Genomic DNA, 21,897 nt, shown 5'->3' with positions numbered 1-21,897 from the left:
ACGACACACGTAGGAGGCGTTTTAACGCCGAAAAGCAAACCTGTTCAGCAACATTAAACACCCACCTCGATTTAGCTCGCACCTCGCTGCTCGTACTTCGTAGCTTAAAACCATTTCACGGCTAAAGCCCTTCCTACAAAAAATGCACACGACACACGTAGGAGGCGTTTTAACGCCGAAAAAGCAAACCTTTTAACTGGCCTTAAACAACTATCTCGATTTAGCTGTACTAGCTCGCATCTCGCTTCTCGTACCTCGTCGCTCACAACCTCTTCGCGCGAAATAAATTTCACGCCTACATTAAACCGTAGGCGTTATGCTTGCATGGCGCGTTTGCGCAGCAACTTTTTAAATAGCTTTATGGTTAAAAATAAGCAAGGTGAAATGTATAAGATGTGCTGAATAAAAACAGAGAGTTAAAAACAAAGGCTAAAAATTGAAATAAAATAATGCTAGGGTAACTAAGCTAAGAACAAATCTATAAAGGAACAACAAAAGAAATACAAAAGGGGGGGAGTGGGGCGACTGATGGGGCTTGAACCCACGACAACCGGAATCACAATCCGGGGCTCTACCAACTGAGCTACAGCCGCCACTGAGATACACCATGTTTGGTGTGGCGCGCATATTACATAATTAACGTGGGCTTGTGAACCCCTAAATATAAAAAAAGATAAAAAAGTTGAAAGAGTAAGAAATTTCAGAAACTTAACACTGGTCAGCTGGCGTTCAGTTTCGGGGGCTAGACTCTCGCTTTTGCAATTAAGCAATCACTCATTGATTAATCTGCATGTTATTTAATGATTTTTTAACCAAAGATCATATATAATTTCAACAGCGTTACGCTAAAAATGAACTTCAGGAGAGAACATGGATACAATAATGAACTGGATCAATGAGAATTCAGATTTAATAATACATTACGCCGTTCAGGCTGTTCTGGCGCTAATTATCTTCTTTATTGGTAGCCGCATCGCCAAATTCTGCGAAGGGTTAACTGAAAAAGCATTTGATAAGAAAAAAGTAGATAAAGCGGTAGGTTCATTTGTAGCGAGCATTGTTTATGCAATCGTTTTTGCTGCAACAATCTTAATGGCTCTATCTCAACTAGGTATCGAGACAACATCATTCATTGCTATCTTAGGTGCTGCGGGCTTAGCTGTTGGTTTAGCACTTCAGGGTTCATTATCTAACTTTGCTTCTGGCGTATTAATTATTTTACTTCGTCCGTTCAAATCAGGTGACTATGTTGAAGCTGGCGGTAAAGCGGGTACGGTTAAGAAAATTGAAATTTTCTCTACAGAAATGCGCACACCAGACAACAAAGTAATTGTAATGCCTAACTCAAAAATCATGGGCGATGCAATTGTTAACTATTCACGTGAGTCTACACGTCGTATCGACTTAGTAATTGGTGTTGGTTACGACGCTGATCTTAAAGAAGCAAAAGCAGTGCTTAAGTCAGTACTAGACAAAGAAACGCGTTTATTAAAAGATCCTGCATACACAGTAGCTGTATCTGAACTTGCCGATTCAAGCGTAAACTTTGTGGTTCGTCCATGGGTTAACTCTGCTGACTATTGGCCAACATATTTCGACTTAATGGAAAACATTAAGATTGCACTTGATGATGCAAACATCACTATTCCATTCCCGCAAATGGACGTTCATTTGCACAAAGAAGACTAAATTGTCTAATTAAAAGTAGTAAAGGTTATTTTTTAATGAAATTAAAAGCTTTATCAATTCTAGTTGCAGCATCTGCTGCAACTAGCGCATTCGCAGCCGATGAAACGAAAACGTGGGACGTTACGAGTGAGTTAGGTGCCATCATAACCAGCGGTAATACAGAAACAACCACTCTAAAAGGTGGCATAAAGGTATTACATAACCTTGAGAGCTGGAATAACGAATATAAGCTTGATGGTCTTTATAAAGAAGACGAGATCGAAAATGATGCCGGTGTTAAAGAAACACAGCGTACTAACGAAAAGTACTCTTTTTCTGCACAGGGTAACTACAAGCTAAACGAAAAGCACTCACACCTATTCATTTACGGTTCGCACGTATCTGATTACTTTGGTGCTTACCGTAATGAGACCGTAGTTTCAGCGGGTTATGATTTACGATTAATCGACCGTTCTGATATGTGGTTAAATGCAGAAGTGGGTCCAGGTTATAAATACTTCCAATACCCAGACACAAGCACAGAAGTTGACGAAAACGGTAACTCACTTGCGGGTGAGCGTGAAGGTGAAGCAATTGCGTTAGGTAAACTTGACTACAATTGGCAAATTTCAGACAGTGCGCGTTTCACTCAGCTCGTTTCTGTGGAGTACGGTGATACCAACACCAAAACACGTTCTGAGTCAGCCATTCTTGCTAAAATTAATGGTTCACTGCAAATGAAAGTGGCGTACAATATTACCCACAACTCTGATGTCGCTGACGACAAAGAAAATACAGATACTGAAACGTCATTAACGTTGGTTTACAGTTTTTAACTAAATAAACCGGAATGTTGACGTTTTTATGACAAAAAGGGACAAAAGTCCCTTTTTTATTTTCAGGTATTTCAGGTAGAATAGACAATCTTTTTGGCTGTAGAACTATGGAAATCCCTACTTGTGATGTTATTTAAAAGACTCTTTATTACTTTTTTACTATTAACCTCAGCATCAGTACTGGCATTTACCCCTACAGCAGCTCAAATCGAGCAATTTAAAAAGCTCCCTAAAGCTCAGCAAGAAGCGTTAGCCAGGCAGTATGGTGTTGATTTATCCACCATAACAGGTAAAACCACCGACGAAGAATCAGCTAATTTTGAGTCAACAGTCCAACCTCGATTAGAAAAAGAAAAAGAACCTCTCACAGACGAAGAACGCTTCGCGCCAAAAGAAAGTGAAGTTGAGCCATTTGGTTATGATATTTTTGCTGGTGAGCCAACCACATTTATGCCCAGCGAAAATGCAGCGGTTCCCGATACGTATTTAATTGGCCGTGGAGATGAGCTAAATATTAACTTTTACGGTAAAGAAAGTGAAAGCTACGATGTGATGGTTGATCGTGAAGGCCGTATAAGTATCCCAAATCTTAGCCCAGTCCAAGTTGCAGGGCTTACATTTGCAGAAGTGAAAGAGCTCATTAAAGCCAAAGTTGAACAGGAAGTTATTGGCATTAAAGCGTTTGTTTCAGTCGGCAGGTTACGCAGTATTCGTATTTTAGTTTTAGGTGAGGCTTATAAACCGGGTAGTTACAGTGTTTCTTCTCTTGCTACAGTTTCGCATGCGCTTTTTGTGAGTGGCGGTGTATCTGATATTGCATCGTTACGTAATATCCAAGTTAAACGTGCCGGTAAAGTTGTTGCAAACTTTGACCTGTACGATCTGCTTATTAAGGGTGATAGCAGTAACGATATTATATTAAAGCCAGGTGATGTTGTTTTTATCCCGTCTGTTGGTTCGCAAGTTGCAGTTGAAGGGCTTGTGAAACGCCCAGCAATTTTTGAGTTAAAAAAGGGCGAAACAGCAGAGCAGCTTTTAAAAATGGCCGGCGGTTTAAAGCCACAAGCATATGCTAAAAAAGCCTTGGTTGAGCGCTTTAACAATCACAACATGAAAGAAGTATTATCAGTTGACTTCAGCACAGATCAAATTAGCTATATTCCTCGTGATGGCGACCGTATTCGGTTTAATCCTATCAGTTTACAGTACCAGAATAGTGTTAGCTTAATAGGTGCTGTTGCGCGCCCTGGCCATTACCAATGGCACCAAGGTAAACGCATTTCAGATATTCTCACTTCAGTGCGTGGCGACCTGCTGCCACAGGCCGATCTTGGTTATGGCTTACTGGTACGTGAAATAAACATTGCTGGTGATATTGAGGTTTTCCAATTTGATATTGCTCAAGCTATTGTGAAAGCCAAAGAACATGATTTAGAGCTAAAAGCAAACGATAAACTTTTTGTTTTTAGCCGTTATCAAGAAAAAGAAGTTGAAGAAGCCGCACTTGCAAATATGGCTCTTACAGTTGAACAGCAGCAACAGCAAATAAAGGTTAAGCAATGGCATGAGTATCAAAGGAAAGAATTTGAAAGATATGTGGGTGTTTTAAAACCAGAAGACCCCTTTAAAAAAGAGGAAGAAGAGCTCAGCATTGCCGAACTTTCTAAAAGAAAAGTAAAAGAAGAAGAGCAAGAGCTAAAGCCTGAAGACTATGCACCATTTAGCCGGTACATCTTATTAAAGCCTATTCTCGCGAAACTAAAGCTACAAGCTTCTGTTTCTACAGCAATGCAGCTAGTTGAAATTAATGGTCATGTAACATATCCAGGCGTTTACCCGTTAACGGTTGGCAGTGAAGTAAATGAACTTATTGCTGCAGCCGGAGGCTTACTTGAGTCAGCTTATACAGAGCAAGCTGAAATAACACGTGTTGTTACAGGCAATGGTTCTAAGATTGAGCATATAAAGTTTAACCTAGCTCAGGCCATGCTTGGTGAAACAGCAGAAAACAAACTTCTTAGAAGTAAAGATAGCATTAATATTTTCTCAATTCCTAATTGGCAAGAAAATGTAAAAGTTGAGCTAAAAGGTGAAGTGAAGTTTCCTGGTATATACACCATTCGAAGAGGAGAAACTCTAACTAACCTGCTTGAAAGAGCCGGTGGTTTTTCTGACTTTGCAGAGCCTGATGCAGCTATTTTTACTCGTGAATCGATTCGCCAGCAAGAGCAGCGACAATTAGCCAAATTAGCAGAAGACTTACGCCGTGACATCGCCACAAAAAGTTTCGAAAAATCGGTAAGTAGTACGCGTCTTTCTTATGATGAAATGAATAAGCTTTTACTTGATTTAGCTAATGTGGAAGCTGTAGGTCGCTTAGTTATTGATTTACCACTTATTGCAGATAACAAACAAAAGCTAGTTTTACAAAATGGTGACACGCTTTATGTCCCAAGCAAACGTGACTCCATAAGTGTTATTGGAGAAGTAAACTACGCGACTTCTCACTTGTTTAAACCGGGTATTGACGTTGAAGACTACATCAGCCTCAGTGGTGGTTTAAAAGAGCGTGCCGCAGATGACCGTATATATATCATTAAAGCAAATGGTTCTGTAATGATACCAAGCACAGGCAGTTGGTTTGCAGTGAATGATTCTAAGCTATTAGAGGCTGGCGACACTATTGTTGTGCCGATGAATTCAGACTACATGGATAACCTTACTCTTTGGAGTACTGCAACCCAAATCGTTTATCAGTTAGGTGTCGCATTAGCAGCTATCAGTAGTATATAAGTACTGTGATTGAAGTTACTAGTTTAATACAGTCATTAAAATTGAGATGAATATGAAAGAAAATTTAAAATCTGATAATCACAATCGAGTTGATGGTGAAATAGATTTGTATGATTTGTTCTTGGTGATAATGAATGGAAAGTGGCTAATAATCGCGGTTACATTTATTCTATCTTCTTTATCAGTTGTTTATGCTATTTATCAGCCGAATATTTATCGTTCAGAGGCATTGCTAGCGCCTGCAGAGCAACAACAAGCAGATGGTCTTGGTGCTCTAGCAGGTCAGTTTGGTGGGTTAGCTAGTTTAGCTGGTGTTAAATTAGGCAGTTCAGAATCTAATAAGACAGATTTGGCCTTAGCTATTATTAAGTCACGAAAGTTTATTTCTGAATTTATAGAAAAGCACAATATTATGCCTGACTTAATGGCGATTGAGTCTTGGGATCCTACCAATAATACCGTTAAATACGATGAAAATATTTATGATCAAAGTGAAGGTAAGTGGTTAAGAAAAGTTGATTTTCCATTTAAGCCAAAGCCATCAACGCAGGAAGCTTATAAAGAGTTTATAAAAATAGTCAGCGCAACAAAAGATCCTGATTCAGGGATGATAATAATTTCAGTTGATCACTTCTCTCCATTTGTTGCACAACAATGGGTAAATTGGTTAATAGAAGACATTAACCTTACTATGAAAAAGCGCGATGTAATAGAAGCGACGAAGAGTACAGAGTTTCTAACCGCACAAATAGAAAAAACAAACGTAGCTGATATTCGAGTCGTTTTATATAAGCTAATCGAAGAGCAAGCAAAAACAATAATGTTTGCAAATGTTAGAGAGGAATACGTTTTTAAAACGATAGATCCTGCTCTCGTTCCTGAAGAAAAATTAAAACCTAAACGTGCTTTAATTGTTATTGTGAGTACATTTTTTGCCGGTGTAATTGGTGTTTTTTTAGTTTTAATACGCTTTTATATATCAAATAATTGCCGTAGATCTTAATTTCAAAGATAAAGTTATAGCTTAGAGGTTTTTGTGAACATATTAGTTACAGGCGGTGCTGGTTTTATTGGTTCGGCACTAGTCCGTCATATTATAAATAATACATCTGATTCAGTTATCAATGTTGATAAATTAACCTATGCAGGCAATTTGGAATCTTTGAAAGATATTGAACACAGCGAGCGTTATTCTTTTGAGTGTCATGATATTTGTAATCAAGAGGAAATGCTGCGTATTTTTAAAACTTATCAACCAGATGCAGTCATGCATTTGGCAGCAGAAAGTCACGTTGATCGTTCAATCACGGGCCCATCTGACTTTATACAGACAAATATAATTGGCACTTACACTCTACTTGAAGTGACAAGAGAATATTTATCAACTCTTGATGAAAAGCAAAAACAGTCTTTTAAATTTCACCACATATCTACAGATGAAGTATATGGTGATTTACCTCACCCAGACGAGCTTGATGAGCATTTAAGTGCAGCACTTCCCTTATTTACTGAGAAAACGTCTTACGCACCAAGTAGCCCATATTCAGCATCAAAAGCGTCTAGTGATCATCTTGTAAGAGCTTGGTTGAGAACATACGGCATACCTGTTGTAGTAACAAACTGTTCAAATAACTATGGTCCTTACCACTTTCCTGAAAAGTTAATCCCACTGGTTATTTTAAATGCATTGGAAGGCAAGCCTTTACCTGTTTATGGGGAAGGTAATCAAATTCGAGATTGGTTATATGTTGAAGACCATGCCCGTGCTTTGTATGAAGTTGTCACAAAGGGACAAGTTGGCGAGACATATAACATTGGCGGCCACAACGAAAAGAAAAATTTAGAAGTCGTTAAAAGTATATGCGAAATATTAGATAACCTTGTTCCAAAAGAAAAAAAATATTCTGAACAAATTATATTTGTTGCCGATAGACCAGGCCATGATAAGCGGTATGCCATTGACGCTTCGAAAATTTATTCTGATTTGGGATGGAAACCAGCTGAGACATTTGAAACCGGCCTGAGAAAAACAGTTGAGTGGTATCTTGATAATCAGGTTTGGTGTCAGAGTGTTCAAAATGGCTCATACCAGCGTGAACGTTTAGGTCAGATAAAAGGAAAGATTTAATAATGAAAGGAATCGTTTTAGCAGGTGGATCTGGTACTCGTCTCTACCCGATCACTATGGGGGTATCTAAACAGTTATTGCCTATATATGATAAACCAATGGTTTATTATCCGTTATCGGTATTAATGCTTGCCGGAATACGTGAAATTTTACTTATAACCACCCCAGAAGATAAAGACTCATTTTACCGTTTACTAGGAACAGGTGAGCAGTTTGGTATTAAATTAAGCTATGCAGTACAACCTACTCCAGACGGATTAGCGCAAGCCTTTATTTTAGGCGAAAAATTTATTGGAAACGATGATGTGTGTTTAGTGCTAGGCGATAATATTTTTTATGGTCAAGCGTTTTCTCCAAAGCTTAAACATGCGGTGGAAAATGCTAAAAACGGTCATGGCGCGACTGTTTTTGGTTATCAAGTAAAAGATCCAGAACGGTTTGGTGTTGTTGAATTTGACGAAACACAAAAAGCGATATCTTTAGAAGAAAAACCAGAAAAACCTAAATCTCACTATGCAGTTACAGGGTTATATTTTTATGATAACTCAGTCGTTGATGCTGCAAAAAAAGTCGAACCTTCGCACCGTGGTGAATTAGAAATAACCACGTTAAATGAAATGTACCTAGAAAAAAATAAACTCAACGTTGAAATTTTAGGTCGAGGGTTTGCTTGGCTAGATACCGGTACTCACGAAAGTCTCTTAGAGGCAGCAAGTTTTGTTGAAACAATTGAAAAGCGTCAAGGTTATAAAATAGCTTGCCTAGAAGAAATTGCTTTTAATAATGGGTGGTTATCTGCAGATTGCATAAAAAAACGTTCAGAGCTGTTCTCTAAAAATGGTTATGGTCAATATCTAGCAGGCTTACTAAAAGATATATGAAAACGACAGCAAATGGGTTGAAGTGGAGCGCTCTAGAAAGGTTAGGAGTTCAAGCTATTCAACTGGTAGTTATGTTGTTTCTTGCTCGTATTCTAGGACCGGATGCTTTTGGTTTAATTGGAATATTGACCGTCTTTATAGCAATAAGCCAGGTTATATCTGATAGTGGCTTCAGCTCAGCTTTAATTCGATTCAAAGAACGCACAGAAATTGATTTTTCAACAGCTTTTCAATTTAATATTTTAGTTGCTGTACTGTGTTACTTAGTTTTATTTCTTAGTGCCCGCCAAATGGCGGCTTTTTTTGAACAACCTGAACTTGAGGCATTAATTAAAGTTTTGGGCTTATCTATTATTATTAATAGCTTCACGCTTGTTCAAAAAGCTAAATTGACCATTAATATGGACTTCAAAACACAGGCTAAAGCTTCTTTGTCTGCAGTATTTATTAGTAGCTTTATATCAATTACTTTAGCTTATCTTGGTTACGGTGTATGGGCATTGGTATATCAAATTTTAATAAACTCTTTTTTAACGATGGTTTTATTGAATGTATTTCACCCTTGGGTGCCTAAAAGTTTATTTAATAAGAAATCTTTTCATTATTTATTTGGTTTTGGTTACAAGTTATTGTTGGCTGCACTGCTCGATACTCTGTTTAAAAATATATACCAGGTGATAATAGGTAAACAATTTAACCCAACCCAAGTGGGTATTTTTACTCAAGCAAACCAGCTGGCAAGTGTCCCTGCTATGACTTTCACTACAATAGTTCAGAGAGTTACTTACCCAATGTTAAGTAATATTCAAAGTGAAACTAATAAGTTTGAACACAGCTATAAGTTAACACTGCGTTTGTCTGCATTTGTTATTTTTCCATTAATGATTGGATTAGCTATCATCGCCCAGCCTTTTGTTGCAGTTATATTGGGAGATGAGTGGTTAGAAGCTGCAGACTTATTGAGTATTTTATGCTGTGCTTTTATGTTATACCCTATTCATGCAATTAACTTGAATTTATTACAGGTTAAAGGGCGCTCAGATATTTTTTTAAAATTGGAAGTTATAAAAAAAGCATTAATTGTTTTAATGTTATTTATAACAATCCCGCTAGGTATAAAAGCGATTTGCATAGGAATGCTTATACATACTTATATAGCTTTTTTTATTAACTCATATTACACCGGGCAATTTAGTAAACTTAAAACGCGTGACCAACTTTCAGCGCTAGCACCTATTTGGCTGATGGTTTTATTGAGCGCGTTATTAACTTACCTATTAGTTACCGGAGCTGTTACTGTGTTTCTATTAAATAGCTACATACAGCTGTTTCTTTCGATAGTGATTATGCCTGCTATATATATTGCATTAGCGCGAATTTTTCAGCGAGATTTGTACATACAAACCCTTAATATTATCTTACGAAGAAAGGTATAACTTTAAATGGATAAAATCACGGTAACTTCACCTTTGCTTCCCCCCTTGAAAGAAGTAATACCTTACTTAGAAGATATATGGGATCGCAAATGGCTAACTAATAACGGTATATATCACCAGCAACTAGAAAAAGAACTTTGCGAATATTTAGGTGTGCCATATATAAGCTTGTTCTCAAATGGCACGCTGGCTTTAATTACTGCTCTTCAGTCACTTGACTTAGAAGGAGAGGTAATTACAACGCCTTATACTTTTGCAGCCACAGCTCATGCAATCAAATGGAATAATTTGAAACCGGTGTTTGTTGATATTGATCCGAACACGATGAATTTAGATCCAAAATGTATTGAAGCTGCAATAACAAATAACACCTGTGCAATTTTACCTGTCCATGTATACGGCACGCCTTGTGATAATGAAGCGATTACTGCTATCGCAAAAAGGCATAATCTTAAAGTTGTTTATGATGCCGCTCATGCATTCGGGGTGAAAGAAAATGGACAGTCAATTTTAAACTATGGTGACCTATCTATTTTGAGTTTTCATGCGACGAAAACCTATTCAACAATAGAGGGTGGGGCTGTAATTTGTAAGACCCGAGAAGAAAAAGATAAGTTAGATAGACTGAAAAACTTTGGCTTTGAGTCTGAAGAAGTCATTAAAGCATGTGGAATGAATGCAAAATTAAATGAAATCCAAGCAGCATTTGGATTAGTTTCGCTAACAAAGGTAAGTGCAGCTATTGAACGCCGTTCTGAAATTGCAGCTCTTTATGAACAATGCTTTTCTGATGTAGCTGGTATATCGACATTGCAAGCTAAAAATGAAGTCGTTCTGAATCACTCATATTTCCCAATAATTATCGATGAAGCGGAGTTCGGAATAGACCGTGATAAATTAGCGCTCAAGTTGGAAGAAAATCAGATCTTTGCAAGACGCTACTTTTATCCAATAGTGACTGAATTTGAAATATATAAAAGCGAGTTTTCAGAAACGCCAGTAGCAAAAGACATCTCTAATAGGGTGTTATGTTTACCTATTCATGCTGAACTTGCGTTTGAAGAGCAGCAAAGAGTTATTGATGCGATTTTGAAAAGTCGTGGAGGAGAAAAGTGAAAGTCATATTAACTTATGGAACATTTGATCTGTTCCATGTCGGGCATGTAAGGCTGCTAGAAAGGTTATCTAAGCTAGGTGATAAGTTAATTGTAGGCCTTTCGTCAGATGAATTTAATAAAGGCAAAGGTAAAAGCTCGTTTTTTTCTTATGAAGAAAGAGCGGAAATACTTTCATCATGTAAATTTGTAGATTTGGTTATTCCTGAGCATACATGGGAGCAAAAAGCAGCTGACATTAAAAAGTATAATGTTGATGTTTTTGCTATGGGTGATGATTGGGAGGGACGATTTGATTCTCTCAAATCATTATGTGACGTTGTTTATTTACCAAGAACCAAAAGTATCTCGACCTCTGAGATAAAAACATTGATAGCTGAACTCAAGAAGAATGACTTGGATAAAGTTCAAAAAAGTCTCAATGATGCAATTGAAATTATTAAAAAACTTAACTACAGCGAGTAACAAATGGACTCTAAATTAACCAGTGAAGATATCCGTAAGCAGTTACTAACAATGGCTATCGACATTACTAAAATACTGGATGAGCACAAGATACCTTATATCTTGACATATGGAACATTGCTCGGCGCTGTACGTCACTCTGGTTTTATTCCTTGGGATGATGACTTTGATATAGCCATTCCAGCTACTTATCAGAAAAAAACAATCCAAGTTTTAAGCAAAATATCTAAATATCACTTCTTATCACTTGCAACTGATGATTATTATGACTGGGTACTAAGAGTTTCTGATAAATCAACGAAAACAACGTCTAAAGAAACAGATTGGGAAGTTTATAATCATACAATGGAAAGAGAAGATATTGGTCTGTGTTTAGACATATACCCATTTTATTGCATGCCAGACAATGCGTTTAAGCTCAAGACTCATAAGTTTTTTACTAAACTATCAAGTTGGTTAATTCGAAAATCTTTTGCTATGAAATCTAACTTCATCAAAAAGCTTGGTTTCACAATGCTGAGCTTACGCGCGAACTCAAATGAAGGTAAGTACTACACTGATGCTGGTCGCATTTTTTACCAGCCAACTTTATTTTCAAAAACAGAAAAAGTAGCTTTTGAAGAGTTTCAATTTAGAGCACCCGCAGAACCTGAGGCGTTTTTAGAAAGCCGTTATGGTGATTGGCAGAAGTTGCCAACACAAGAGGAAATAAATAAAGCGATACATTATGAGGAAACTTTTTGGCGATGAATAGGGTATTAGTTGTACCTAGTGGTACTGAAGTAGCGCAGGAAATAGTCCGCTCTTTATCTGTTGTCAAAGGTGTAGAGCTTTATGGTGCTAATGGTATTGATTGTTTTACTGAGATCCCTCGTGATCGTCAAATTATTGGTATTCCATTCATTGATGAGCCAGGCTTCATTAATGAAATTAGCAATATAATTAAAGATAAGAAAATTACTCATATCTTTCCTGCACACGATTCTGCATCTTTAAAGCTGAGTGAGTTTGCTGAATCACTAGGTGTAAAGGTTATTACTTCAAGCTACGAAACAAATAAAGTATGTCGTTCAAAGTCTTTAACTTATAAAGCACTTGAAAAGGTGGTTAAAGTTCCTAAAACGTATAATTCTAAGTTTGAGGTAGACACATTCCCTGTTTTCGTTAAACCAAATATTGGGCAAGGTAGTGTTGGCACAAAGCTTATAACTGAAGCTGAACAACTTAACGCAGTTACAGAAGATGATATCCTTTGCGAGTACTTACCGGGCGAAGAATACACTGTTGATTGTATTAGTGATGCTAATAATCAACTTCAATATGCTCGAGCAAGAAAACGAAATGCTATGAGAAATGGTATTGCAACCGAAACAGAACTGGTAACTGAGAACCATTTATTTTATGCATTTGCAGAAAAGATAAATGCCACATTAAAACTTCAAGGAGCTTGGTTCTTTCAGGTAAAAGAAGACATAGATGGTGAACTTTGTTTACTCGAAGTTGCAACTCGAATCGCAGGATCAATGATTACGAGTCGTATGAATGGTGTTAATTTTGCTGAAATGTCGTTGTTTATTTCAAATGGAGTGCCAGTAAAAGCTTTAGATAACAACCTAGAAATAAAACTATACAGAAATTTAGCATACCAGTTTGATATAAATTTGAATTTTGATGTTCTTTATACTGACTTTGATGACTGCTTAATTTTTGGTGATAAAGTCAACGATAAACTAGTGCAGTTTATTTACCAATGCATAAATAAAAATGTTGAAGTCATTTTAATTTCTCGACATGCGCATGATCTTCAGCAAACATTGAAAAATATGAAGCTTTCTCAGCTGTTTGATAAAGTTATTCATATTACCGATGGAACACCTAAGTCTCAATTTATTACTGAACCTAACGCAATTTTTATCGATGACTCATTCAGAGAAAGGTTAGATGTACTGCAAGAGTGTAATATTCCTTGCTTTTCAGTAGATATGGTTCAAGGTTTAACATGTTTAAAAAGTTAGCCGCAATCCCAACTGAAGCAGACATTAAATCCTTTTGGAAACATACCGATAAAACGTATGTAAGTATTATTTGTACATGCTTTAATCAAGAAGGTTATATTGCAGACGCGATAGAATCATTCCTTGCACAAAAGACTGATTTTGCATTTGAGGTAATTATTCATGATGATGCATCTACTGATAAAACCTGTGAAATATTAAAACAGTATGAGCAAAACTATCCCAGTATCATAAAGGTCATTTATCAAACAGAGAACCAATATTCTAAAGGAAATGTAAAAGTAGAGAATATTGCTCTTAGAGAAAGTTGTGGTGAGTACATTGCTTTGTGTGAAGGTGATGATTTTTGGGTAGATGAACTAAAAATACAAAAACAATTACTCGGTTTAAAAAATCATCCAGAGTTAAAGTTCTGTTTTACGTCTGCATACACTCTGGCACCTAACGAAAAGATAAAAAAAACAGCGAACTACAGCGATCAAGAAAAAGTTATTCCGTATAGTGACATCATAAAAGGTGGGGGAGCTATTATTCCTACAGCTAGCATTTTTATGCAACGAGAAGTAATGGAGAGCCTACCAGATTGGTTTGAAAGTGCTCCTGTAGGCGATATTTTTATTCAGATCAATGGCGCAAAACCATTTGGTGCTTTATTCCTCCCTGATATAACAGTAGTGTATCGAGTTGATGCAGTTGGATCATGGAGTTCAGCTCAAAGAGAGGTTCCCGAAAGTAAAGTTAAGTCGCAAGTTGCAAAACTAGTCTCTTGCTATAATTCTCTTGCTGAAGACAGCCAATATAATGATGATTTTCAAATGGCGATATTAAATCTTTATGTTGCTAATGCATTAAAAGCCATTTCACAGAAAAGGTATTCGCTGGCTATACACTTTATTGAGTACGCAAAATCGATTCCACATAAATCAAGAAGAAAACAAATATTAGTTGCTTTTCAACATTGCTTACCAATTTTTAGAATGCTAAACAATGCAGCTAAAAGCTTTAGATGAGCTTAACTAAGACTACATATGCTCATACAAACTAAGCCAATATTCTCTATTCTAACGTTGCTACTCTCGCTTTATACGCTAAGACTTGTAGGGCCTCTTTCGGTGGCTGATTTTGGAGCAATGTTGTTTATATTTATATCACTATTAAAATTTAGAAGCGTAGTGATAAATGATTTTAATGTGGTTTTTTTAGTTTGGGTGTTGGTATCTTTACTTTCTTCTCTTAGTTTAATGTATGAGGATTACTTTACTGTTACCGGGTTTCTAGGGACTGCACTACGTATTTTAGTTTCGATGGCTTTATTGCTATGCCTGCCACTTTGGCTTAAAAATAAAAATGAACGTTATCAGGCTGTTGATGCTTTATTTTCTGTTGTTACTTTTCACAGCCTTGTTCAGCTTTTATTTGTTGTTCTTTTTTATTTAAACAAAGCCCCTTTTTTAAACTTAGTTCCACATGGAGATCAGTCCACGAGGAAAGAGTGGTTAAATGTTTATGATTATACTTTTTACACGAGATTTGGTGGGGTTTTTGAAGAGCCTTCCTGGTACTCCTGGTTTATGATTGCGTGTATCGGTTTGATCATTTCTTTTGAAATAGTTAATAAAGTAACGATTATTTCAAAGAAAAAATGGTTGTTAATATTGTCAGCGTTATTTTTTACGTACTCGATAGCTGGCATTGCATCAATCATAATGTTATTAGCATACAAAGTTCTAAGCGGTAGTGCTCGGGCAAAACTTCAAGGGACTATTCTTGTATCTGTCGCATTGCCTACGTTCGTATTACTAAACCCCGATTCAGCTTTTATAGGGCGATTAGTAGGTATTTTTAGCGGGACTGATGGCTCATCAAACACACGAATTTTCGACTCTTTTACAAAGCTTAGAATGGTGCTTGAAAACAACATTAGTGGAACAGGTATAGGCAATAGTATTGAAGGCATTTACTATTATGATGTAACGCAAAGCTTTTCTGTGATTTCTACTCAGAATGGTTTTATAGAGGCGTTTGTATCCACAGGCTTGATAGGAGGTGCAATTTTCATGATACCTTTTATCTATTTTTTATACACAAAGAAATATAGGTTGCCACTCTTAACCATGACTCTCGTTTTCTTCACAACTAGTGCCTTATTTATTGTAGTAATGTGGTTCTTTATTGGCCTATCGTACTTACTTTTTAAAGATAAAAAAGTGACCCCTCAATTAAACTAGGCTTTTTATATTGCTTAGAGAAATAAACCATGATGAGTATTATGAAAAGAGAGTTAGTAATATCTACCGTTTTTAGTAATTTAAGTCAGACCAAGATACTTGCTGAGCGATGTTATACTTCGACAGGAATTAGATCGACTATCGTCTGCCAGTTGTTTGAAATCGCTGAACAACCATTCCCTAATGAATATACGACAGCATATGATATTATTTACTCCACTGAAAAAGGTTTAGCAAAAAGCCGGATGTTAGGTGTTTTGTCTTCGAGTGCCGACTTAATTTGGATTGCAGATGATGATATTGAAGTAGTTCCGGATGGTGCTATTGAAGCTTTTTCTTTACTAGAAGCCAGCGACGATGACTTCATTACGACAAAGTATGCAATAAATGAGACCGATGAGCGAAAAAGGTATTCAAAATTATCTTTTAGACACACTACCTTGAGTATTATGAAAGTAAGTTCGATAGAAATAATGCTCAAAAAGCCAAATGTTTTGGATATGGGAATTTGCTTTGATACTCGTTTTGGCTTAGGTGCAAAGTATAAATCAGGAGAAGAGAATATTTTCCTGGCCGACATATTATCCAGGGGCGGAAAAGGGAAGTACTTACCGATCACAACCTCTATTCATCGGGAGCTTACTTCAGGAGGAGACTTCAGTAACTCACTTACAAACTTATCTAAAGGCGCTATTTTTAAAAGAGTTTTTGGTTGGTGGGGATTGGTCATCTTGTTCGCTTTTTATATTAAAAAACTATTGAAAAAAGAAATAAAAGTTCTTCAATTTTTTTCATGTCTAGTTGTATCGCTTAAAGGTTTTTTTCAGCTAAAGTAGAAAGCGACTTTATTCATCTTGTATTTGCTCTATTGATTAGTAATTGTATTAGCTGGTTCTTCAAAAAAATAAGGGTAAAGTACGAAATTACCCTTCTTTTAAACATTACAGTTTGATGTATAATACCCATTCCAATGTATTCGAACTTCTTTAAAGTTTTTAACATTAAGTGACGTTTTATTAACGTTTAGTGACAGTTTTTTAAACAAGGATATGTTTTGATGTTTAACGATGATTTTTTTACTTAATAAGATAGTTACATATAAATACTAAATAGATTTTGTTTCAATTTTATTAAATAGGTAATTGTTACTCACTTATTGAGTGTATTGATGTAACCTTTTTCATTAGAGAATCGTCAATGACTGAGGCTAACTATAGCTATTACTAATGACTATAGCACATGGAGTTACTTACTTAATGATTTTGACATTTTTCTCTTCTAGTTTGCCAAATAGAATATTATTAATGATTAAAAATTTAAAACATGGAAAGCCTTTTAAGGCTCCTAAATATGCTTATAACACGAGAGAAATATACGTATATTGTCCAGATTCACAAGTTGATGTAATAAGCTCTGTTTTATCAAATTATGATATTGACGTTCATTTTAATGATTATTCATTAATTAACTTAGACGAAAAAATAATCACCCATTATGAAAATATCCACCTATCCGACAATCAGCGGGAGTTTTTGGTAACAGCGACAGAGCTGGGTGCTTGGGTAGAACCATTAGTAAGTTACCTTGATGAACGGTTTGGCTATACCGAAGTTTCATTATTGAAAAGTAGTTACTTTTTACATCAAAAAGCTTTTTCTATTCTGTCGACAAAACGTACCCAAAAAGCAAAACGATTTATTGATATTTCATCTGCTTTATTATTACTTTTTTTTACATTCCCAATTATCTTTATTACTGCAATTTTAATAAAGTTAGAGTCAAAAGGGCCTGTATTATATAAACAGTCTCGAACAGGCCAATATAATATAGAATTTAAGGTGGTTAAATTTCGTTCTATGCGGGTTGATGCAGAGGCTGCTGGTGCTCAGTGGGCAAGTAAAAATGATTCTCGTGTTACAAAAGTGGGTGCATTTATAAGAAAGACTAGAATCGACGAATTACCTCAGTTGTTCAATGTTCTCAGGGGAGATATGTCGATGGTAGGGCCGCGCCCTGAGCGAGAAGTGTTTATTAAAAAGCTTGAAAAAGAGATCCAGTATTACCGTTTTCGACATGCTGTAAAGCCCGGTTTAACAGGACTAGCTCAGGTTAGTTACCCGTATGGTGCTTCGTTAGAAGATGCAATTTGGAAGCACAAATATGATATTCACTATATTAAGCATCACAGTGCTTTGCTAGATATGAAAATTTTCTTAAAAACGATTAAAGTTGTTTTGTTCGGTTTAGGTAGGTAAATGAAGCCATTAGTTTCGGTTATTATGCCGACATACAACGCAGAAAAATATTTAGCTGAGAGTATCAATTCTGTAATAGCTCAAACTTATGATAATTGGGAGCTCTTAATAACAGATGATAGATCATCGGATAATACGCTTGCTATCGCCAAACACTATGTGGCAAAAGACTCGCGTATAAAGCTATTTATTCAAGAGCAAAATAAAGGTGCGGGTGCAGCCAGAAATAATTCTATAGAAAATGCGAGCGGTAAATATATCGCATTTCTAGATGCTGATGATCTGTGGGTGCCTGAAAAGTTAGAAAAACAAGTGTCATTTGCTTTAGCAAATAATCATGCATTTACATACACAAGTTATCGAAAGTTATCTGACGGCAAGCTGCTTGCCGTTGTCACCCCTCCTGAAAGTACGACATACAATAAATTAATGTATAGTAACGTTATTGGTTGTTTGACTGCCATGTATGATGCTGAACAACTTGGGAAGAGGTACATGCCTTTAATCCGAAAGAGACAAGATATGGGTTTATGGTTAGATATTCTAAAGGACGTACCAAAAGCTTTTTGTTTGTCTGAGCCCTTAGCATATTATCGAGTAGGGGTAGGTATGAGTACTAATAAGTTTAAAATCCTTTCATACCAATGGCGCTTTTATAGAGATGTAGTAGGGCTAGGCGTTTTTCGAGCTATTTTTACATTTAGTATTTATGCACTTAAAGGGTTTAGTAAATACTGTAAATAAAGTTACAGTGTTAAATTGGTTTATTTGAGAGTACGAAATGAAAATTACAATTGCAGGAACTGGCTACGTAGGTTTATCAAATGCCATGTTGTTGGCCCAGCACAATAATGTAATAGCTTTAGATATTGTTGAAGAAAAAGTGGCAAAGCTTAATGCGGGTAAGTCACCAATATCAGACTCAGAAATTGAAGACTTTTTAAATAATAAGCAACTCAACTTTACAGCGACAACAGATAAACAATTAGCGTATCGAAATGCAGATTTTATAATTATTGCAACCCCTACCGATTACGACCCCGATACTAACTATTTCAATACAAAATCAGTTGAAGCAGTTATTGCCGATGTATTAACTATAAACTCAAGTGCAGTAATGGTAATAAAGTCGACAGTACCAGTTGGCTTTACCGAAAGCATAAAACAAAAGTTCAAAACCGATAACATCATTTTCTCGCCAGAATTTTTACGTGAAGGCAAAGCGCTTTACGATAATTTGCACCCATCGCGTATTATTGTTGGTGAGCGCTCAGAGCGTGCCGAGGTATTTGCCAACTTGTTAGCTCAAGGGGCCATTAAAGAAAATATTGATATTTTGTTTACTGACTCAACCGAAGCCGAAGCGATTAAGTTATTTTCAAACACTTACCTTGCTATGCGTGTGGCTTATTTTAATGAGCTTGACAGTTATGCTGAAAGCCATGGTTTAAATTCTAAACAAATTATTCAAGGTGTAGGGTTAGACCCGCGCATTGGTAAGCACTATAACAACCCCTCTTTCGGGTATGGTGGCTATTGTTTACCCAAAGACACCAAACAATTATTAGCTAATTACCAAAACGTACCTAATAACATGATTCGTGCGATTGTTGATGCAAACTCAACACGTAAAGACTTCATAGCAGAGTCTATTATTGCTAAAAACCCTAAAGTCGTGGGTATTTATCGGCTTATTATGAAAACCGGTTCAGACAACTTCAGAGCATCTGCTATTCAGGGGGTAATGAAGCGCATTAAGGCCAAAGGGATAGAGGTAATTGTGTTTGAGCCTGAGCTACAAGAAAGTACTTTTTTTAATTCTAAAGTGACACAAGATCTTAATGAGCTTAAAGTAAAAGCCGATGTAATTATTGCAAATCGTATGGTTGAAGAGTTGCAAGATGTTGCAGAAAAAATATATACACGAGATCTCTTCGGAAATGATTAGATTAATGACAGAAAAAGCATGAAATTTTATAATAGACACGCCAGAACTCTATGCGTATAATCGCCGACTCATAAAAGCAATCCTTTTGGATTGGATTTAAGGAAAATGAGCATTCTAGGTGTGACTATGGAAAGTTGGTACTTACTTTTTTGCAAAGCAAAACAAGAGCTAAGAGCTCAAACAAACCTACAAAACCAAGGTTTTGAGGTGTTCTTTCCCGAACATAAAATAGAGCGAATCGTAAAAGGACGCCGTTCTATTAAAACATCTCCTCTTTTTCCAAATTATTTATTTATTAAGTTAAACACACAAAATTGTAATTTTTCTGCTGTAAAAAATACACGGGGTGTGAGTGGCTTTGTAGCTTATGGCACTAAGTTTCAAATTGTTCCTGAACAGCTAATTTCTCAACTCCGTTCTTTTGAAACAGCGTGCGAAGTAAAATCAGACTTACCTAAAACGGGTGATGTGGTTTATTTAAATACCGAGTCGTTTAAAAATGTTCAAGCCATATACCAAGAGCCCGATGGCGACATGCGCAGTATTTTGTTAGTTAATTTATTGAACAAACAAGTCACCGTAAGTGTAGAAAACAAAGAAATTAGTTTATAAGTTCTACGAGTAATCTTGTAGGACCGGCCGCAAGTATCATACTTGCGTGACGTGAAAAAAATTTATAAGTCGTGATTCAACACGACATTAACGTAGGAACGGCTTTAGCCGTGAATAGGGTAAAATGTTCGGCGTTAAAACGCCTCCTACGATGTAGGTATTATGCTTCAACGCGTAAAAAACAAAAAATAACAATAAAATCAGTACGTAGGAACTGCAACCTAGGGGCGGAAGCGTGTCCGAAGGACTAGACAAGCAAAAAGTTTTGCTTTCAAGCGTGAGCGAGAGGAGCTCTGCGACGAACTGGAACGGAAGCGTGTCCGAAGGACTTGTAACAGCTTCGAGCCACGAAGTACGATATGCGAGCTTATTTATTTCGCGCGAAAACACTAAATGTAATTCGGCGTTAAACACCGCCTACGGTGTATGAATATCGCATGTAGGAACTGCTTTAGCTGTGAAAGGGATTATAAGTAACGAGTTACGAGAAGCGAGATACGAGCTAAATTGAGCTGGTTGTTTAATACCGCTGAAAAGGTTTGCTCTTTCGGTGTTAAAACACCTCCCACGTGTGTAGTGCGGGCTTTTGTCGGCGTGAAATTTATTTCGCGCGAAAACACCAAATGTAATTCGGCGTTAAACACCCCCTACGGTGTATGAATATCGCATGTAGGAACTGCTTTAGCTGTGAACAAAGCGTAAGCTACAAAGTACAGGGTGCGGTTAATGTAGGCGTGAAATTTATTTCGCGCGAAAACGCCAAATGTGGTTCGGCGTTAACACCCCTACGGTGTATGAATATCACTTGTAGGAACTGCTTCAGCTGTGAAGGGATTATAAGTAACGAGTTACGAAAAGCGAGATACGAGCTAAATTGAGCTGGTTGTTTAATGTCGCTGAAAAGGTTTGCTCTTTCGGTGTTAAAACACCTCCCACGTGTATGGTGCGTGTCTTTTGTAGGCGTGAAATTTATTTCGCGCGAAAGAACCAAATGTAATTCGGCGTTAAACACCGCCTACGGTGTATGAATATCGCATGTAGGAACTGCTTTAGCTGTGAAAGGGATTATAAGTAACGAGTTACGAGAAGCGAGATACGAGCTAAATTGAGCTGGTTGTTTAATGTCGCTGAAAAGGTTCGCTCTTTCGGTGTTAAAACACCTCCCACGTGTGTGATTTGTGTCACTTGTAGGAAGGGCTTTAGTCGTGAAAGGGTTATAAGCTGCGAGTTACGAAAAGCGAGATGCGAGCTATACCGTGAAGGTTGTTTGATATTGCTGAACAGGTTTGCTATTTCGGCGTTAAAACGCCTCCCACGTGTGTAGTGTGTGTCTTTTGTAGGCATAAAGTTTATTTCGCGCGAAAACACTAAACATAAAGCAAAATACAATCGGTATTAAGAACCTCGATGCATTCATTAACTATTTTGCAAAAAACTGTCACAAGTGAGCGTTTACTCAACACTCAGTCTTGCGAACAGATGGTTGCCATGCTTTAATTAGGCTGCAAAAAAATTAA

At 36.8% G+C, this 21,897-nt stretch carries 18 protein-coding genes and 1 tRNA gene; 18 read left to right on the top strand and 1 reads right to left on the bottom strand.

Features of this window, described 5'->3' with window-relative positions; translation table 11 throughout:
- Window positions 1–517 precede the first annotated feature (517 nt).
- A tRNA-His gene (locus JIG41_RS10025) sits at window positions 518–593 on the bottom strand.
- Between the two features lie 277 nt (window positions 594–870).
- Here JIG41_RS10025 and JIG41_RS10020 point away from each other — a divergent pair.
- From JIG41_RS10020 to rfaH, 18 genes are all read left to right on the top strand, one after another.
- Window positions 871–1,689: a mechanosensitive ion channel family protein gene (locus JIG41_RS10020; protein WP_036973285.1), complete on the top strand. Its 819-nt coding sequence runs from the start codon at window positions 871–873 to the stop codon at window positions 1,687–1,689.
- Window positions 1,690–1,724: 35 nt separating this feature from the next.
- A complete protein-coding gene (locus JIG41_RS10015; protein ID WP_199524671.1) occupies window positions 1,725–2,504 on the top strand; it encodes a YdiY family protein in 780 nt (259 codons plus the stop codon).
- A 126-nt stretch (window positions 2,505–2,630) separates the two neighbouring features.
- Window positions 2,631–5,297 (top strand): SLBB domain-containing protein, encoded by a 2,667-nt coding sequence (locus JIG41_RS10010; RefSeq protein WP_199524673.1) that lies wholly within the window; start codon window positions 2,631–2,633, stop codon window positions 5,295–5,297.
- 52 nt (window positions 5,298–5,349) lie between these two features.
- On the top strand, window positions 5,350–6,300 hold the full coding sequence (locus JIG41_RS10005; RefSeq protein ID WP_409372726.1) for a Wzz/FepE/Etk N-terminal domain-containing protein: 951 nt from the start codon (window positions 5,350–5,352) through the stop codon (window positions 6,298–6,300).
- A gap of 33 nt (window positions 6,301–6,333) precedes the next feature.
- Window positions 6,334–7,425 (top strand): dTDP-glucose 4,6-dehydratase, encoded by a 1,092-nt coding sequence (gene rfbB, locus JIG41_RS10000; RefSeq protein WP_199524669.1) that lies wholly within the window; start codon window positions 6,334–6,336, stop codon window positions 7,423–7,425.
- 2 nt (window positions 7,426–7,427) lie between these two features.
- The gene (rfbA, locus tag JIG41_RS09995) at window positions 7,428–8,306 is read left to right on the top strand and encodes a glucose-1-phosphate thymidylyltransferase RfbA (protein WP_199524668.1); all 879 of its coding nucleotides are present in this window, start codon (window positions 7,428–7,430) and stop codon (window positions 8,304–8,306) included.
- On the top strand, window positions 8,303–9,742 hold the full coding sequence (locus JIG41_RS09990; protein ID WP_199524667.1) for a lipopolysaccharide biosynthesis protein: 1,440 nt from the start codon (window positions 8,303–8,305) through the stop codon (window positions 9,740–9,742). Before rfbA ends, JIG41_RS09990 begins: the two co-directional genes overlap by 4 nt.
- Window positions 9,743–9,748: 6 nt before the next feature.
- The gene (locus tag JIG41_RS09985; RefSeq protein WP_199524666.1) at window positions 9,749–10,858 is read left to right on the top strand and encodes a DegT/DnrJ/EryC1/StrS aminotransferase family protein; all 1,110 of its coding nucleotides are present in this window, start codon (window positions 9,749–9,751) and stop codon (window positions 10,856–10,858) included.
- A complete protein-coding gene (tagD, locus tag JIG41_RS09980; protein WP_199524665.1) occupies window positions 10,855–11,322 on the top strand; it encodes a glycerol-3-phosphate cytidylyltransferase in 468 nt (155 codons plus the stop codon). The genes JIG41_RS09985 and tagD overlap by 4 nt, the downstream gene beginning before the upstream one ends.
- Before the next feature lie 3 nt (window positions 11,323–11,325).
- Entirely contained in the window at window positions 11,326–12,072 is a 747-nt protein-coding gene (locus tag JIG41_RS09975) for a phosphorylcholine transferase LicD (RefSeq protein WP_199524664.1), read from the top strand.
- On the top strand, window positions 12,069–13,337 hold the full coding sequence (locus tag JIG41_RS09970) for an ATP-grasp domain-containing protein (protein ID WP_199524663.1): 1,269 nt from the start codon (window positions 12,069–12,071) through the stop codon (window positions 13,335–13,337). Before JIG41_RS09975 ends, JIG41_RS09970 begins: the two co-directional genes overlap by 4 nt.
- Window positions 13,322–14,347 (top strand): glycosyltransferase, encoded by a 1,026-nt coding sequence (locus tag JIG41_RS09965; protein WP_199524662.1) that lies wholly within the window; start codon window positions 13,322–13,324, stop codon window positions 14,345–14,347. Before JIG41_RS09970 ends, JIG41_RS09965 begins: the two co-directional genes overlap by 16 nt.
- A 102-nt stretch (window positions 14,348–14,449) precedes the next feature.
- Window positions 14,450–15,565, top strand: a complete 1,116-nt coding sequence (locus JIG41_RS23170) for an O-antigen ligase (protein ID WP_199524661.1) — start codon at window positions 14,450–14,452, stop codon at window positions 15,563–15,565.
- A 41-nt stretch (window positions 15,566–15,606) separates the two neighbouring features.
- Window positions 15,607–16,401 carry a hypothetical protein gene (locus JIG41_RS09955; RefSeq protein WP_199524660.1) on the top strand — a complete coding sequence of 265 codons (795 nt, stop codon included), beginning with the start codon at window positions 15,607–15,609 and terminating at the stop codon, window positions 16,399–16,401.
- 468 nt (window positions 16,402–16,869) lie between these two features.
- The gene (locus tag JIG41_RS09950; RefSeq protein ID WP_409372727.1) at window positions 16,870–17,820 is read left to right on the top strand and encodes an exopolysaccharide biosynthesis polyprenyl glycosylphosphotransferase; all 951 of its coding nucleotides are present in this window, start codon (window positions 16,870–16,872) and stop codon (window positions 17,818–17,820) included.
- Window positions 17,821–18,564: a glycosyltransferase family 2 protein gene (locus JIG41_RS09945; RefSeq protein WP_199524659.1), complete on the top strand. Its 744-nt coding sequence runs from the start codon at window positions 17,821–17,823 to the stop codon at window positions 18,562–18,564.
- 37 nt (window positions 18,565–18,601) lie between these two features.
- Window positions 18,602–19,768: a nucleotide sugar dehydrogenase gene (locus tag JIG41_RS09940; RefSeq protein WP_199524658.1), complete on the top strand. Its 1,167-nt coding sequence runs from the start codon at window positions 18,602–18,604 to the stop codon at window positions 19,766–19,768.
- A gap of 126 nt (window positions 19,769–19,894) precedes the next feature.
- The gene (rfaH, locus tag JIG41_RS09935; protein ID WP_199524657.1) at window positions 19,895–20,380 is read left to right on the top strand and encodes a transcription/translation regulatory transformer protein RfaH; all 486 of its coding nucleotides are present in this window, start codon (window positions 19,895–19,897) and stop codon (window positions 20,378–20,380) included.
- Window positions 20,381–21,897 lie beyond the last annotated feature (1,517 nt).

The sequence above is a fragment of the Pseudoalteromonas sp. bablab_jr011 genome, assembly GCF_016464045.1.
GTDB classification, from domain to species: domain Bacteria; phylum Pseudomonadota; class Gammaproteobacteria; order Enterobacterales; family Alteromonadaceae; genus Pseudoalteromonas; species Pseudoalteromonas lipolytica.
Note: the sequence above shows the minus strand (reverse complement) of the source record. Positions and strands in the feature narration are given on the sequence as shown.

Excerpts from the sequence above, each read along its gene's own strand:
- JIG41_RS10010 (WP_199524673.1), top strand. The coding sequence starts at position 2,631 with ATGTTATTTAAAAGACTCTTTATTACTTTTTTACTATTAACCTCAGCA.
- JIG41_RS09940 (WP_199524658.1), top strand. The coding sequence starts at position 18,602 with ATGAAAATTACAATTGCAGGAACTGGCTACGTAGGTTTATCAAATGCC.
- JIG41_RS09990 (WP_199524667.1), top strand. The coding sequence starts at position 8,303 with ATGAAAACGACAGCAAATGGGTTGAAGTGGAGCGCTCTAGAAAGGTTA.
- JIG41_RS09975 (WP_199524664.1), top strand. The coding sequence starts at position 11,326 with ATGGACTCTAAATTAACCAGTGAAGATATCCGTAAGCAGTTACTAACA.
- JIG41_RS09945 (WP_199524659.1), top strand. The coding sequence starts at position 17,821 with ATGAAGCCATTAGTTTCGGTTATTATGCCGACATACAACGCAGAAAAA.
- JIG41_RS10015 (WP_199524671.1), top strand. The coding sequence starts at position 1,725 with ATGAAATTAAAAGCTTTATCAATTCTAGTTGCAGCATCTGCTGCAACT.
- rfbA (WP_199524668.1), top strand. The coding sequence starts at position 7,428 with ATGAAAGGAATCGTTTTAGCAGGTGGATCTGGTACTCGTCTCTACCCG.
- JIG41_RS09965 (WP_199524662.1), top strand. The coding sequence starts at position 13,322 with ATGTTTAAAAAGTTAGCCGCAATCCCAACTGAAGCAGACATTAAATCC.
- JIG41_RS10020 (WP_036973285.1), top strand. The coding sequence starts at position 871 with ATGGATACAATAATGAACTGGATCAATGAGAATTCAGATTTAATAATA.
- rfaH (WP_199524657.1), top strand. The coding sequence starts at position 19,895 with ATGGAAAGTTGGTACTTACTTTTTTGCAAAGCAAAACAAGAGCTAAGA.
- JIG41_RS09950 (WP_409372727.1), top strand. The coding sequence starts at position 16,870 with ATGATTAAAAATTTAAAACATGGAAAGCCTTTTAAGGCTCCTAAATAT.
- JIG41_RS09970 (WP_199524663.1), top strand. The coding sequence starts at position 12,069 with ATGAATAGGGTATTAGTTGTACCTAGTGGTACTGAAGTAGCGCAGGAA.
- JIG41_RS09955 (WP_199524660.1), top strand. The coding sequence starts at position 15,607 with ATGAAAAGAGAGTTAGTAATATCTACCGTTTTTAGTAATTTAAGTCAG.
- JIG41_RS09985 (WP_199524666.1), top strand. The coding sequence starts at position 9,749 with ATGGATAAAATCACGGTAACTTCACCTTTGCTTCCCCCCTTGAAAGAA.
- JIG41_RS10005 (WP_409372726.1), top strand. The coding sequence starts at position 5,350 with ATGAAAGAAAATTTAAAATCTGATAATCACAATCGAGTTGATGGTGAA.